Below are 13882 nucleotides of genomic sequence, written 5' to 3' on the forward strand. Positions count from 1 at the left end.
GGGTAGAATGATGAATTTTGACAGTCGCTATATTTGGGATGCTTTACCGCTGCTGATGCAGGGCTTGCAGCTGACGCTGATTATCTCTTTGTCCGGTTTGTTAGGTGGGTTAATCATTGGCTTGCTGGCGGGAACCTGCCGCGCATTAGGCGGAAAAATATCAAAAACGGTATCGCTGGTGTTTGTGGAATTAATCCGTGGAACGCCGATCATGGTGCAGGTGATGTTTATCTACTTCGCCCTGCCGATGGTGTTGCCAGTGCGTATTGACCCGGTTCCTGCCGCAATTATTACCATTGTGATTAACTCCGGCGCTTATATAGCGGAGATCACCCGGGGCGCGATTCTGTCGATCAATAAAGGTTTTAAAGAAGCCAGCCTGGCGATGGGGTTATCGCCACGCAGCACCCTATTACATGTCATTATGCCGCTGGCTTTTCGGCGAATGATCCCGGCATTAGGCAATCAGTGGATTATCAGTATAAAAGATACCTCGCTATTTATTGTTATTGGCGTGGCAGAATTAACCCGCCAGGGACAAGAGATTATTGCCGGTAACTTTCGGGCGCTGGAGGTGTGGACGGCGGTGGCGATGATTTATCTGTTTTTGACATTGTGTCTGAGCTTCCTGCTGAAACAACTTGAGAAAAGGATCCATATTTTATGAGCATGGTTGAATTTAGCGCGGTAGCGAAAAACTTCGGCGCCACTCAGGTGCTGCACGATATCAATTTAAAGATTGAAGCGGGCGAGGTGGTGGTGATCATTGGCCCGTCCGGCTCGGGAAAATCGACCCTGTTGCGCTGCATTAACAAGCTGGAGGAGATCTCTTCGGGAACGCTGCTGGTGGCGGGCATGCATATTACGGATCCGCACGCGAATGAGTGTGATATTCGCCGCGAAGCCGGTATGGTGTTTCAACAGTTTCATTTGTTCCCGCATCTGACCGCCCTTGAGAATGTCATGTTCGGTCCGGTTCGCGTGCGTAAGCAGAGTAAGGCCGCGGCGCGGGAGCAGGCGCTGGCGTTGCTGGACCGCGTGGGTCTGCGTGAACGCGCCAACCACTATCCGGCAGAGCTCTCGGGGGGGCAGCAGCAACGCGTGGCGATAGCTCGTGCCCTGGCGGTAAAACCCAAAATGATGTTATTTGATGAGCCAACATCCGCTCTCGATCCCGAACTGCGGCATGAGGTGTTAAAGGTCATGCGCTCGCTGGCCGAAGAGGGCATGACGATGGTGATTGTGACCCATGAGATTGGCTTTGCCAGAGAGGTGGCTTCCCGGTTGATCTTTATTGATGGCGGCACCATTGCCGAAGATGGTTCACCTGAGGTGCTGCTCACTGCCAGCAGCAATCCGCGTCTGCAAGAGTTTTTGCAACACGTATCCTGAACATAAGTGAATGATAACAATATGAAAACAATCGCAATCCGTGGTTCCGCCTATGCGGTGGGTCAGCAGCTTGGCGCGTTTGGTCGTGAGGCCTGGCATACTAAAATCAGGCAAACAGCGCTGTGGCAAACCGTAACCGCCCTGAAAACGGCGGAGCAAACCCAGCGCATGCGCGCAACCGTCCAGGCTCAGTTTCCGCTGATCTGGCAGGAGCTGGAGGGCATGGCGGAGGGGCTGCAGGCGCCGGTGGATGAGGTGTTTGCCTGGAACTGTCGCGGCGATCTGGTGCGTTCGACGTCGGATGGCTGCACTACCCTGGCGGGGAAAAGCGCTGAGGGCGAGTTAATTATTGCGCACAACGAAGACGGTTTCCCGCAGCTGCGCGGTGACTGCGCCATCGTCCACGTGGCACCGGATGTGGGCCTCGCCTTCACCAGCTTCGCCTACCCCGGCTCCCTGTGCGGGCACACCTTCGCGGTGAATGAGAAAGGGATAGTCAATACGGTCAACAATATTCGTGCTGTGCATCGTCCGGAGGGGATGCCGCGCCAGATACTGGCCCGCGCATCGCTGAATGCCACCACGTTAGATGACGCCATTACCCTGCTGACCGCGACATCGCGCGCGGGCGCGTTTCACCACACGCTGGGTCAAATGGGCGATAGCCGTCTGTTTAGCGTTGAAGCTACCGGCTCCGGCAGCTCAGTGCGCCAGCTGACCGCCACCTTTGGGCATGCCAACCATCTGATCCATCCCCAGCTTGAGACCATTGAACAGATCGTGACCGGGAGCTCCGGCTCACGACAGCAGCGCCTGGATGCCTGGCTGGCGACGAACCCGTCGCTGGATGGGGTAACAGCGAAAGCGATGCTCTCCGACCAGCATGATCCGCTGTTACCGATTTACCGGCTGTCTGCGGAAGATCCGGATGACGAAAATACGCTGGCGACGGCCATTTTTACCCTGAGCACGACCCGGGTCGCGTGGCAGGTCTTCACCCTGGATCGTGAAAACGCGGTTTTACAGGGCAGCCTTTAGCGGTCTGAGGGCGCTTTCAGCAGGGCGATCAGCAGCGTACTGCACGCCATGATCCCCGCCGCCAGCCACGCCATGCCTGACAAGCCGGCAGTGGCGATCAGCTGGCCGCCGACAAGCGCCCCGGTGCCAATGGCGGCATTAAAAATAGCCACGTAAATGGCTGACGCCGGCTGGGCGACCGCGCCTGCGCTGCGCAGCAGCCAGGTCTGTAAGCCGACGAACACAATCGCGATACCGGCGCCCCACAGGGCTAACAGCAGCCCGCTAAAACAGAAAGGTAGGGGCGCAAGTTGTCCGGTGCCGAGGATCGCCAGCGCGCCCCCGCTCAGCAGCAGTGAAGCAAAAATAAGCCCCTTCAGATGACGATCGATAAGCTTACCGGCGATAACGTTACCCACCAGCCCGGAAACCCCTGACAACAGCAGCAGGCCGGAGAGGGCGGTCGCCGGTACTCCCTGCAGTGTTATCAGCAGCGGTTCAACATAGGTGAAGGCGGCAAAGTGAGCGGTAATGATGCAGGCCGTGGCGCCATACAGACCGCAGAGCAGCGGATTACGGAAGATATCGCGATAAACACCCAGCCTGACGGGGGTGGACGCGGCCAGCGCGGGCAGCGTCGAGCATAGCACTGCCGCTGCGGCCAGTGACAACAGGGCCACCGCCAAAAACGCGTGTCGCCAGCCCGCCAGGGTGGCGATAAAGCTCGCCAGCGGTACCCCCACTACGCTTGCCGCCGACACGCCGCCAAAAATGATTGCCGTAGCCAGCCCCAGCCGGTGCGGCGGGACCAGCTGCGCGGCGACGATGCCAATTAAGGCCCAGAAAGCGCCATGCGCCAGGGCGCCAATCATGCGGGCGCTCATCAGGGCGAACATGGAATAAGACCGGGTCGCGGCGAGGCAGGAAAGCGCCAGGGTCAGCATCAGCCCGACCAGCAGCGCCTTGCGTGAAATACGCGCCGGCATCGCGCCGGAAAGCAGGGCCGCCAGGGCGCCTACCCAGCCGTAGGCGGTGACGGCAAGCCCCATACCGGATTCCGTCTGGTGAAAATCCGCCGCCAGGGCGCTGAGCATGCCCACCGGCGCCAGTTCGCTGGTGACGATCGAAAAGGCGCAGATCCCGAGCGCAATGACGGCTATCCAGACGCGCGTCGGGGTTGGGTTAAGGGGTAAAGCAATCTCTTTCATGTCAGGCGTATCCTAAGAAGAGGGAAGTCGTGCATGGTGCACGGACGTTCAGGTGAGGAGAGAACCGGCGATCGGATAGCCTGTTTGTCTCCGCGAGTGACGTGGAGTATCATCCCTGCGAAAATGATAAAAAAGAGCAGAAAACGGAGAACCGTTTTCCATAAATGGAAAAGAGATGACGGCAGAGTTTAACTGGGATGATGCGCGCATATTCCTCGCCATCGCCCGGGCGGGAACGCTAAGCGGCGCCGCCGACAAGATGAACATGGGGATTGCCACGGTGTCCCGCAGGCTGGATCGGCTGGAACAGTCGCTGAAAGTCCCGCTTTTCAGCCGCCATCAGAGCGGCTATCGCCTGACCGACGATGGCGAAGCCCTGCTCGCGCGGGCGGAGGCGCTGGAATACGCAGGCCTGGCGTTCGGCGAGGCGGCGCAACTGCAGGGGCATGTCGCCGGGGTTGTCCGCCTGGCTACCTCGGACAACCTGGCCACGCATTTTATTCTGCCCTCCCTGAAAGGGCTCCTGGACCACTATCCTGACCTGCGGGTGGAGGTGCTGAGCGGTGTGCAGCCGGTGAATCTGCACCGTCGGGATGCCGATCTGGCGATCCGCATGGTTAAGCCTGACGCCGGGCATTTGACCTTAAAGCGGCTGGGATCGGTGGGGTTTGGCGTCTATGGCGCCGCCAGCTATCTGGCCGGTGCGGACGGCCTGTCGCTGAGCGAGGCGGACTTTGTGGGGTGGCCGGAGACTCACCAGCACCTGCCGGCCGCCCAATGGATCACGCGCACCCTGCGAGGGCGACCGTGTAAAGTCGAAGCCAATACGCTCGTGGCCCAGGTTTCCGCGGTATCAGCGGGACTTGGGCTGGGCGTCCTGCCGCACTTTATGGCGCGGGCCAACGGGCTGCAGTGCCTGCAGCCGGAGATCGGCGCGGATCAGACGTTATGGTTAGTGATGCATTCCGACCTGGCCGGGTCCAGACGCGTGCGGGTTCTCGCCGACCATCTCATCACCCTCTTTGCGCACCATCAAGACCGGCTGGCGTTGCCCTGACGCTAACGCTCAGGGGATCACCCGCGCCGTTCTCAGCTGCGAAAACAGGCTGAAAAACATCTCGTCTGTGGCCTGCATCCGCTGGAAGCCAGCCCGGCGCAGTTTACTGCCATCGCCAAACATGTCGTACTGCCAGCCGAACACGAAATCGGCAAACTGACCGTCGCTCAGGCGCAGAATGTCCGCTTCCACCAGCCGCTCTGCGGCCAGCTCGCGCCAGACGGCACGGTAGTCATTGAATAACTGATGAAATGAGAGCCTGACCGGCGGGGCGCATTCCAGTTCAAACCACTGCGCGATGCGCGGCCACAGCTCGCACCAGCGCCAGATATCACCATTATTGACGTTGAAGGCCTCGTTCTCCCCCGCCGGTGAGGTGGCGGCCCACAGCGTGGCCTCCGCCAGCAGATCGGCGTCAGTATGATCGACAATGCTGTGCCAGGTGGTTAACGTGCCGGGAAAGCGCAGCGGTAAGCCCAGGGCTTTGCACAGTGACGCGTACAGCGCGATGCTCAACGCAAGATTCATGGCGTTACCCGGCACCGGGCTGCCCACCACGCCGGGCCTGATAGCGCTCCAGTGCCAGGTTTTGCCTTGTTGAAAGTGGCGGAGCCACGCAAGTTGAGCGGCGTTAAATTCAGCCCCGGGTACGCCGGGGTCGCTTTCCCGCGCCGGGGTTTTAAAGGGGCCAAGATGGGCGCCATACACTTTATACCCCTGCATCAGGCTGACCGCCTGCAGCGGGGCGTTTTGTTCGATGTGGCTGACCAGATGACGCAGCATGGTAACGTTCGGCTCCACCATCTCGCTCCAGTTTCCGGCATTCATCCAGGCACTGTAAAAAATGTGGGTCACGGTGGACAGCGGCTGGAGTGCTTGCGCACTGTGCCGGGCATCGCGTAAATCGACGTGAGTCATCGGGATCGCCCCCGGTTGCGACAGGGCGCGGTGGCTGAGGCCGATAACCTCCCATCCACGATGTAACAGGGTGTTGACCAGCTGGCGGCCAACGATGCCGCTGCTGCCAGCGACCAGTGCGACCTGAGAGGATGTCTTGTTCATGGTGTTTCTCCTGGGAAGGTGACCGACACAGTGTGCTAGATTATTTTTTTGCCACCTATCCCATGAAACGGATGACACTTATCAGCAGAATCATGAAATGAATAATAAGCTCACCGCCATCGCCACCTTTCTGCGCGTTGCCGAAGCCGGCTCATTTTCCGCAGCCGCCCGGCAGCTCGGGATGAAGCAATCTGCCGTCAGTCAGCAGATCGCCGCGCTCGAACAGGAGCTTGGCGTGGTGTTACTCCATCGTACGACGCGGGCCATGATGCTCACTGAGCAGGGAGAGCATTACCGGCGTGATATGCAGCGGGTGCTGAACGCCATGCAGGAGGCGGAAAGGCGGCTCAACCCGGCGGAGCCTCAGTTTCAGGGACGAGTGCATGTCCAGCTGCCGAGTGGTCTCGGCAGTCTTCTGCTGCCGCATTTGCTGGCGCTGCAGATGCAATATCCTGAACTGCACCTGATGCTGTCGCTCGACGATCGGATCGCCGATCTGGTTACCGAAGGGGTGGATGTGGCGCTGCGTCTCGGCCATGAGCCGCCGCCATCCCATGCTGCGCGGGTTCTGGCGCGGATTGAAACGGCGCTCTTTGCGGCACCAGGTCATTACGCCGTCCAGTCCGTGGACGACCTGGCGGTGTATCCACACGTTCGGTTTAGCGGCCTCCCGCTTGATGCTCCGCTGCGGATCATTTCCGCAGACGAGACGAGAGACGTGCAGGTTAAGACCGTTTTTCGGGCTAACACCAGCGATGCGCTGTTGCAGGCGCTGGAATCCGGCATCGGCATCGGAGGGATGCAGCGACCGCTGGCGGCCAGGGCCCTCAGGGCTGGAAGGCTGGTGCCGATCCTGGCTGACTGGCGATTACCGGACCGTTTCCTGTATGCCGTCTATCCCGATGCCCGTTTTATTCCGCCGAGGGTCAGAAGCGTGATCGCCTTGATTGAGGCGCGACTGCCGGAGATAACCGCGGGGGCAGAGGGCGAGGTGCCACCTGATTCAGAGCCGTGCGCGGTATCGTGACGCTCCCCTACAGGTGGCTCCTGATGGTAAGGTGAGACGTTTATCACCACAGGAGAACGCAAATGATTGTCAGGACCTGGCACGGCTGTGTGCCATTGCAACATGCTGAGGGGTTTGCCCGCCACCTTGAGCAGACCGGCGTGGATCACGCCCGGGGTATCCCCGGCAACAGAGGCGCGCTGGTGCGCCAGGAAAACCAGGGCGAATGGGCGCATTTCTTTCTCGCCACCTACTGGCAGGATCTTGCGGCGGTCAAAGCCTTCGCAGGCGAAGACTATCACGTCGCGGTCACCTATCCGGACGACGACGCATTCGAACTCCTCTCCGACCCCTACGTGTTTCAGCATGAAGTTGAGGCCGTGTCGCCACTGTAGGCTGATGACCGGGCAGGTGGAAGACTGTCCAGCAACAGACGGTGGCTGGCTGCGTGCGATCGACTTCTACCTTGCATGGGCAGCCAGTCACCGCTGGGTGAACGTGGCATGACGGGAACACTCAGCGCGTGAGGGCAGCGACAATGGAGGCCTCCATTTTCTCCGGCGTCGTGAACGGCGCAAAACGCGTGAGGGGTGTGCCATCGCGAGCGATGAGGAACTTGGTGAAATTCCACTTGATCCGTCCGCCGAGTACGCCGGGCAACGCGTGTTTCAGATAACGAAACAGCGGGTGTGCGGCGGGGCCGTTGACGTCCACTTTCTCAAACATCGGGAAGCTCACGCCGTAGTTAACGTGACAGGTCTGCTCAATTTCATCCGCGCCGCCGGGTTCCTGCTTCCCAAACTGGTTGCAGGGGAAACCAAGCACTACCAGCCCCTGAGCCGCGTACTTTTTGTAGAGCGCTTCCAGGCCAGCGTATTGCGGTGTGAAGCCACAATGGCTGGCCGTATTCACCACCAGAACCACCTTGCCAGTGTAGTCAGCCATTGAGAGGGTCTGGCCGCGCAGGCGGGTAGCCGTCAATTGATAAAAAGGGGTCATAGCGGGCTCCTGAGAATCGAAACAGTTCAACGCCGACGCTGCCACGTAGCGTGTTAATGCCGGGTTCGCGTCGTGGTTATAGCATGAAAGTCTGGTAACGCGTTTCTATGGCTGAGTCCCACTGTGAATGGTTCTTACGATGAAGTGGAAAAAGACCAGATACGCCAGTTTAGCCTGGTACTGTTTTTCAGGGAGGAGATCAACTCTCAGTTGTATACATGCCTGATATGTAAAAAACCCGCTCAAGGCGGGTTTTAAATCATGTTCACTTATCTGCTCAGGCTGATGCCGTCATCGCTGTCGTAAGTGTTCATGTCGTCATCAGCTATTACAGCGTGACAACGTTAGCAGCTGCCGGACCTTTGGCGCCATTCTCAATCGAGAACTCAACCTTCTGCCCTTCATCCAGTGTTTTGTAATCGTTGCTCTGGATAGCAGAAAAATGTACGAATACATCTTTGCTACCATCTGCTGGCGTAATGAAGCCGAAGCCTTTTTCAGAGTTGAACCATTTTACTAAACCAGTCATTTTATTAGACATAGATACTTCCTTAATTTTTCTTGAGCCACATAGGGTGGCAAACATGGCCTGCTTGCAGATGAGGACTTATTGGGCACTTAGGAGGAGGCTCATGCAGAAGAGTATCTAAGGATAACGCTTGAAATGAGGACTGCTTTACTAAAACTGCTTTCATAAGGTCTGTATGCCAAACCGATGCGGCATAATGGGCTCCTGTAGGTAAAGAGTCAAGATAAGTTTTGTCAAAAAAATGTTGGGGAAATTTACAAATGAGAGGGGAGGGCGTGATCTTAAAAGCCCTGACCATTGCAGCCAGGGCTTTTAAGGTACTACAGGATTCAGATTTAACATTAATGGACTTAATAAAGTGATACTGCTATTGATACTTCTTTTCAATGTACCCGTTTACTACAGATAATATTGGGCATTAATACGAAAAAACCTCCCTCTATTTATCTCGTTATAGACATGCCCGCGCTTTTTAATGTCTAAGCGTGGCAACACAAACAAGCACATCCTCCCTCGCGACATATACTCTTTGATGCATCGCCCTTTGCCGGCATGGTGACTATAAATAAAAAACGCCAGCATCAACTCAAAAAAAACAAGGCCTTACATCGTCGCGTTCATACTACCATTTTGCGAACCAGCACAAATACTACGAGGCCTGAAAGCAAACTACATCCCAAACAACAAACTTCATGGCCTGTAAAGCAAAATGGCTTACCCAGTACTGCTTACTATTCACTAACTTACTTCTTTCATTGTGCTGTTGAATACTAATTTACTCACTTATAATGTAAGGTCAATACTGTTTTTTAAAACATGCTTTTATTTACAGCTATTGTCACTGTACTACCTCCCGCTACGCATTGCACTGACCTCACGTTTGCGTTGTAGAACGCTCCTCGCAGATATGAGTTTGCAGCCCTATTTTGGGTGTAAAAAACAGCAAAAAAATGGGGTTCACGAGAAGTCTGATTGGCCATTCCCCCAAAATGAAATTTAACGCATTGATTAATTGAGCAAATAAAAGATACGCACAAGATAGAGAAATCAGCCAGCAGCTTATGCTAACTGGCTGATTTTATTTAATTAAGCTTCGTTTTTGGATGACTGCTTGTGAAACAGTTCGCGGAATACCGGGTAGATATCTTCCTGGTCGCGAATATGCTGCATGGCGAAATTATCAAAGGTCGCCTGCAGATGTTCATACTCGCGCCACAGGGTTTGATGCGCCCGGCGGGTAATTTCGATGTAGCTGTAATAACGCACCACCGGCAGAATTTTCTTCGCCAGCAGTTCGTGGCACAGCGGGGAGTCATCGGCCCAGTTGTCACCATCCGACGCCTGGGCGGCGTAGATGTTCCACTGCGCCGGGTCATAACGGGCCTGCACCACTTCATCCATCAGTTTCAGGGCGCTGGAGACGATGGTGCCGCCGGTTTCCTGAGAATAGAAAAATTCGTGTTCATCCACCTCTTTTGCCTGGGTATGGTGGCGGATATAGACCACATCGACGTTTTTATAGGTCCGGCTGAGGAACAGATACAGCAGGATATAAAAGCGCTTGGCCATGTCTTTGGTGGCCTGGTCCATCGAGCCTGAGACGTCCATCAGACAGAACATCACTGCCTGGCTGGAGGGCTCCGGCCGTTTTTCGTAATTTTTGTAGCGTAAGTCAAAGGTGTCGATAAACGGCACCCGTTCAATTTTGGCGCGCAGCTCGGCAATCTCTTTACGCAGGCGCTCCTCCTCCAGCAGCTGCACCGGTTCGCTGCGGCTGATGGTCTCCAGATCCTCCTCCAGGGCACGCAGTTCACGGCGCTTGCCAGCGGTCATTGCCGTACGGCGGGCCAGCGAGTTCTGCAGCGAACGCACCACGCTGATGTTGGCTGGCACCCCATTCGAGGTAAAGCCAGCGCGATGAGTTTTAAACTCATTCAGCTGCCGGTGCTGATTCTTCTTCAGGTTCGGCAGGGCGAGATCTTCAAATAACAGATCCAGGTACTCATCTTTTGAAATCTGGAAGACAAACTCATCCTTCCCTTCGCCGTCGGCGCTGGCTTGCCCCTGACCGCCGCCACCGCCGCCGCCACCGCCCTGCGGGCGCTCAATCCGGTCGTTTTGCACAAAATGATCGTTGCCCGGGTGGACGCGGTTGCGCAGGCCGCCGCGACCCTGATGAAACATCGGCTCGTTGATATCGTCCGTCGGGATCGAGACGGATTCTCCGCTCTCAATATCGGTCACCGAGCGCTTGTTGATAGCCTCGGAAATCGACTGTTTAATCTGCGCCTTATAACGGCGCAAAAAGCGCTGGCGATTGACGGCGCTTTTGTTTTTCCCGTTCAGGCGTCGGTCTATGAACCAGGTCATATGCCCTCCTGTACTGCATTAGCCAACTTTGCTTATCATCATTCAGCTGCAGTTGACCCGGCGGCGTGCCGCCGGGCTTGACGCATCAGGACGATTTACGAACCCGCAGGTACCACTCGCAGAGCAGGCGAACCTGTTTGCGGGTGTAGCCTTTTTCCATCATGCGGTCGACAAAGTCGTCGTGTTTTTTCTGCTCATCAGTTGATGTTTTGGCATTAAACGAAATGACCGGCAACAGCTCCTCGGTATTAGAGAACATTTTCTTCTCGATAACCGTGCGCAGTTTCTCGTAGCTGGTCCAGTTCGGATTACGTCCGCTGTTGTTGGCTCTGGCGCGCAGCACAAAGTTGACGATTTCGTTACGGAAGTCTTTCGGGTTGCTGATCCCGGCCGGCTTCTCAATTTTCTCCAGCTCCGCATTCAACGACTCACGGTCAAACAGCTGCCCGGTGTCCGGATCGCGATACTCCTGATCCTGGATCCAGAAGTCGGCGTAGGTGACATAGCGATCGAAAATGTTCTGCCCGTACTCGGAGTAGGATTCCAGGTAAGCGGTCTGGATCTCTTTGCCGATAAACTCGGCGTATTTCGGGATCAGATAGCCTTTGAGGAACTCCAGGTAGCGCTCGGCGTTCTCCTGCGGGAACTGTTCGCGCTCAATCTGCTGCTCCAGGACATAGAACAGATGCACCGGGTTGGCGGCCACCTCGACATGGTCGAAGTTAAACACCCGTGACAGGATCTTAAAGGCAAAGCGGGTGGAGAGCCCGTTCATCCCTTCATCCACCCCGGCGTAATCGCGATACTCCTGATAGGATTTCGCTTTCGGGTCGGTATCTTTCAGGCTTTCGCCATCATAGACCCGCATCTTCGAGTAGATGCTTGAGTTTTCCGGCTCTTTCAGGCGCGACAGAATCGAGAAGCGCGCCAGCGTTTCCAGGGTGCCCGGGGCGCACGGCGCGTGGGTCAGCTCGCTGCTGTTGAGCAGTTTTTCATAGATGCGGATCTCTTCGGAGATACGCAGGCAATAAGGTACCTTGACGATATAGACGCGGTCGAGGAAGGCCTCATTGTTCTTGTTATTACGGAAAGTCACCCATTCCGATTCGTTGGAGTGGGCGAGGATTATCCCGTTAAACGGCAGGGCAGAGATCCCTTCGGTCCCGTTGTAGTTCCCTTCCTGGGTGGCGGTCAGCAGCGGATGCAGCACCTTAATCGGCGCTTTAAACATCTCGACGAATTCCATAATCCCCTGGTTGGCACGGCACAGCGCACCGGAGTAGCCGTAGGCGTCCGGGTCGTTTTGCGCATAGTGTTCCAGTTTACGGATATCCACTTTACCGACCAGCGCCGAAATATCCTGGTTATTTTCATCGCCCGGCTCGGTTTTGGCGATGGCGACCTGCTCAAGAATCGATGGCCAGACTTTGACCACGCGGAATTTAGTAATATCGCCGCCAAACTCGTGCAGGCGCTTGGCCGCCCACGGCGACATGATGGTGCCGAGATAGCGGGTGGGCACGCCATACTCTTTCTGAAGGATCTGGGCATCCTCCTGCGGATTGAACAGGCACAGCGGGTGATCGTTGACCGGGCTGCGCTCGCCATTGGCGCTCAGCACATAGATGGGCACGCGCTGCATCAGCGCTTTCAGCCGTTCAGCCAGCGACGATTTACCACCGCCCACCGGCCCCAGCAGATAGAGGATCTGTTTCTTCTCTTCCAGCCCCTGGGCGGCATGCTTGAGGTAGGAAACGATCTGCTCAATGGCGTCTTCCATACCGTAAAACTCTTCAAAGGCCGGATAGCGTGCAATAACCCGGTTTGAAAAGAGACGGGATAGCCGCGGCTCGAGAGCCGTATCAACCATGACGGGTTCACCAATGGCCATCAACAGACGTTCTGCCGCATTGGCATAGGCACTGCGATCTTGCCGGCAGATGGTAAGAAACTCCTGCAGTGTGAACTCTTCGTCCTTGGCAGCTTCATAGCGCTGGCGATAGTGATCGAATATATTCATGGCATGCCGTCCTTTCGTTTTTTAGCACAGGTTGAGAGCCGTTCATATGAGTAGTGGGGGCCCCCGGAAGACATAAGCTGAACGTCGCTCTCCAGATATCCAGCAACCCTTATGCCAGGTTGCGGGTGGAGTAGCGTTAATGTGCCCTGCAATTACACCTTCTAAATTTAAGCGTAGATGCATTTAGAAATCTTGCATGCCGCAGAAAATCAATTTCAATGACATATCAATAACTCATCCTGAAAATAACGCTTTTTGACACGCCAGGACGCGAAGCTGTCACCGGGCTGTCACCTCATGGTAAGAGAAGGGTGGGAAAGTGAACGATTTGTGTCATGTCGGGTAAAGAATTTGAGGCATGAGGCCTACGACGGTAAACTGCACGGGCTGATAATTTGACAACGGGAATATGGATTGTGACTAAAATCAAACTTCTGGCACTCGGCGTGCTGATTGCGACGTCCGCCAGCGCGGCGCATGCCGACGGGAAGTTCACTCTTGGGGCTGGCGTAGGCATCGTCGAGCATCCGTATAAGCAATATGATGCGGATGTCTACCCGGTGCCGGTCATTAGTTATGAGAGCGATAACTTCTGGTTCCACGGTCTGGGCGGGGGCTACTACCTGTGGAACGACACCAACGATAAGCTGTCAATAACGGCCTACTGGTCGCCGATGTACTTCAAGCCGGGCGACAGCGACAGCGCGCAAATGCGTCAACTGGATAAACGTAAATCGACCGTGATGGCCGGTCTGTCTTATGTCCACAACACGCCCTATGGCTTCCTGCGCACGACTATTGCAGGCGATACGCTGGATAACAGTAATGGTATCAACTGGGATCTCGCCTGGCTGTACCGCTACACCAACGGTAACCTGACGCTGACGCCGGGCATTGGCGTGGAGTGGAACAGCGACAATCAGAACGAATACTACTATGGTGTCTCGCAGCATGAGTCCCGTCGCAGCGGCATGCGCAGCTACGATCCGGACAGCAGCTGGAACCCGTATCTGGAGCTGTCGGCTAACTATCGGTTCCTCGGCGACTGGAGCGTATACGGTATTGCACGCTATACCCGTCTGTCGGATGAAATTACCGACAGCCCGATGGTGGACAAATCCTGGAGCGGCCTGATCTCAACCGGGATCACCTACACTTTCTGATTGTGCATCATTACAGTGCGCTTCATGCATCAAAACAGGGCTTCGCGCCCTGTTTTGCT

General features: G+C 56.0%; 13 protein-coding genes. 7 read left to right on the top strand and 6 right to left on the bottom strand.

Annotation, left to right across the window (positions count from 1 at the left end; genetic code table 11):
- The first annotated feature begins 10 nt into the window (after nt 1–10).
- Genes glnP through CWM58_RS00795 form a run of 3 tightly spaced genes read left to right on the top strand, consistent with a single transcriptional unit; the run spans nt 11 to nt 2430 of the window.
- Nucleotides 11–667 carry a glutamine ABC transporter permease GlnP gene (glnP, locus tag CWM58_RS00785; protein WP_100679966.1) on the top strand — a complete coding sequence of 219 codons (657 nt, stop codon included), beginning with the start codon at nt 11–13 and terminating at the stop codon, nt 665–667.
- Nucleotides 668–669: 2 nt separating this feature from the next.
- On the top strand, nt 670–1392 hold the full coding sequence (gene glnQ, locus CWM58_RS00790; RefSeq protein ID WP_012542105.1) for a glutamine ABC transporter ATP-binding protein GlnQ: 723 nt from the start codon (nt 670–672) through the stop codon (nt 1390–1392).
- A 21-nt stretch (nt 1393–1413) separates the two neighbouring features.
- The gene (locus CWM58_RS00795; protein ID WP_100679967.1) at nt 1414–2430 is read left to right on the top strand and encodes a C45 family autoproteolytic acyltransferase/hydolase; all 1017 of its coding nucleotides are present in this window, start codon (nt 1414–1416) and stop codon (nt 2428–2430) included.
- On the opposite strand, the gene CWM58_RS00800 is transcribed toward CWM58_RS00795, so the two are convergent.
- Complete coding sequence (locus tag CWM58_RS00800) at nt 2427–3617, bottom strand: MFS transporter (protein ID WP_100679968.1); 1191 nt, start codon at nt 3615–3617, stop codon at nt 2427–2429. The genes CWM58_RS00795 and CWM58_RS00800 overlap by 4 nt on opposite strands.
- Nucleotides 3618–3792: 175 nt before the next feature.
- Here CWM58_RS00800 and CWM58_RS00805 point away from each other — a divergent pair, with 175 nt between their 5' ends.
- The gene (locus CWM58_RS00805; RefSeq protein WP_100679969.1) at nt 3793–4674 is read left to right on the top strand and encodes a LysR family transcriptional regulator; all 882 of its coding nucleotides are present in this window, start codon (nt 3793–3795) and stop codon (nt 4672–4674) included.
- Between the two features lie 9 nt (nt 4675–4683).
- Here the strand turns inward: CWM58_RS00805 and CWM58_RS00810 are convergent, their stop codons facing one another.
- Entirely contained in the window at nt 4684–5736 is a 1053-nt protein-coding gene (locus CWM58_RS00810; protein ID WP_100679970.1) for an SDR family oxidoreductase, read from the bottom strand.
- Nucleotides 5737–5833: 97 nt separating this feature from the next.
- Between CWM58_RS00810 and CWM58_RS00815 the strand changes: the two genes are divergently transcribed.
- Both CWM58_RS00815 and CWM58_RS00820 read left to right on the top strand, forming a co-directional pair.
- Nucleotides 5834–6763: a LysR family transcriptional regulator gene (locus CWM58_RS00815; RefSeq protein WP_100679971.1), complete on the top strand. Its 930-nt coding sequence runs from the start codon at nt 5834–5836 to the stop codon at nt 6761–6763.
- Between the two features lie 62 nt (nt 6764–6825).
- Entirely contained in the window at nt 6826–7137 is a 312-nt protein-coding gene (locus tag CWM58_RS00820; RefSeq protein WP_012968478.1) for a hypothetical protein, read from the top strand.
- A 121-nt stretch (nt 7138–7258) separates the two neighbouring features.
- On the opposite strand, the gene CWM58_RS00825 is transcribed toward CWM58_RS00820, so the two are convergent.
- From CWM58_RS00825 to yeaG, 4 genes are all read right to left on the bottom strand, one after another.
- Nucleotides 7259–7741, bottom strand: a complete 483-nt coding sequence (locus CWM58_RS00825; protein ID WP_100679972.1) for a glutathione peroxidase — start codon at nt 7739–7741, stop codon at nt 7259–7261.
- A 328-nt stretch (nt 7742–8069) separates the two neighbouring features.
- A complete protein-coding gene (gene cspG / locus CWM58_RS00830) occupies nt 8070–8282 on the bottom strand; it encodes a cold shock protein CspG (RefSeq protein ID WP_061154952.1) in 213 nt (70 codons plus the stop codon).
- Between the two features lie 1074 nt (nt 8283–9356).
- Nucleotides 9357–10640: a YeaH/YhbH family protein gene (locus tag CWM58_RS00835; RefSeq protein ID WP_061154951.1), complete on the bottom strand. Its 1284-nt coding sequence runs from the start codon at nt 10638–10640 to the stop codon at nt 9357–9359.
- An 85-nt stretch (nt 10641–10725) separates the two neighbouring features.
- Nucleotides 10726–12660, bottom strand: a complete 1935-nt coding sequence (yeaG, locus tag CWM58_RS00840) for a protein kinase YeaG (protein ID WP_008807632.1) — start codon at nt 12658–12660, stop codon at nt 10726–10728.
- A gap of 416 nt (nt 12661–13076) precedes the next feature.
- Between yeaG and CWM58_RS00845 the strand changes: the two genes are divergently transcribed.
- A complete protein-coding gene (locus tag CWM58_RS00845) occupies nt 13077–13823 on the top strand; it encodes a MipA/OmpV family protein (RefSeq protein ID WP_008807631.1) in 747 nt (248 codons plus the stop codon).
- The last annotated feature ends 59 nt before the right edge of the window (nt 13824–13882 follow it).

Origin of the sequence: Klebsiella sp. H-Nf2 (assembly GCF_002806645.1) — a bacterium.
Classification (GTDB): domain Bacteria; phylum Pseudomonadota; class Gammaproteobacteria; order Enterobacterales; family Enterobacteriaceae; genus Klebsiella; species Klebsiella variicola.

Bases quoted from the DNA above. Each gene is read 5' to 3' on its own strand.
- CWM58_RS00805 (WP_100679969.1), top strand. From the start codon at position 3,793: ATGACGGCAGAGTTTAACTGGGATGATGCGCGCATATTCCTCGCCATC.
- CWM58_RS00820 (WP_012968478.1), top strand. From the start codon at position 6,826: ATGATTGTCAGGACCTGGCACGGCTGTGTGCCATTGCAACATGCTGAG.
- CWM58_RS00835 (WP_061154951.1), bottom strand. From the start codon at position 10,640: ATGACCTGGTTCATAGACCGACGCCTGAACGGGAAAAACAAAAGCGCC.
- CWM58_RS00800 (WP_100679968.1), bottom strand. From the start codon at position 3,617: ATGAAAGAGATTGCTTTACCCCTTAACCCAACCCCGACGCGCGTCTGG.
- yeaG (WP_008807632.1), bottom strand. From the start codon at position 12,660: ATGAATATATTCGATCACTATCGCCAGCGCTATGAAGCTGCCAAGGAC.
- glnP (WP_100679966.1), top strand. From the start codon at position 11: ATGAATTTTGACAGTCGCTATATTTGGGATGCTTTACCGCTGCTGATG.
- cspG (WP_061154952.1), bottom strand. From the start codon at position 8,282: ATGTCTAATAAAATGACTGGTTTAGTAAAATGGTTCAACTCTGAAAAA.
- CWM58_RS00825 (WP_100679972.1), bottom strand. From the start codon at position 7,741: ATGACCCCTTTTTATCAATTGACGGCTACCCGCCTGCGCGGCCAGACC.
- CWM58_RS00795 (WP_100679967.1), top strand. From the start codon at position 1,414: ATGAAAACAATCGCAATCCGTGGTTCCGCCTATGCGGTGGGTCAGCAG.
- glnQ (WP_012542105.1), top strand. From the start codon at position 670: ATGGTTGAATTTAGCGCGGTAGCGAAAAACTTCGGCGCCACTCAGGTG.
- CWM58_RS00810 (WP_100679970.1), bottom strand. From the start codon at position 5,736: ATGAACAAGACATCCTCTCAGGTCGCACTGGTCGCTGGCAGCAGCGGC.
- CWM58_RS00815 (WP_100679971.1), top strand. From the start codon at position 5,834: ATGAATAATAAGCTCACCGCCATCGCCACCTTTCTGCGCGTTGCCGAA.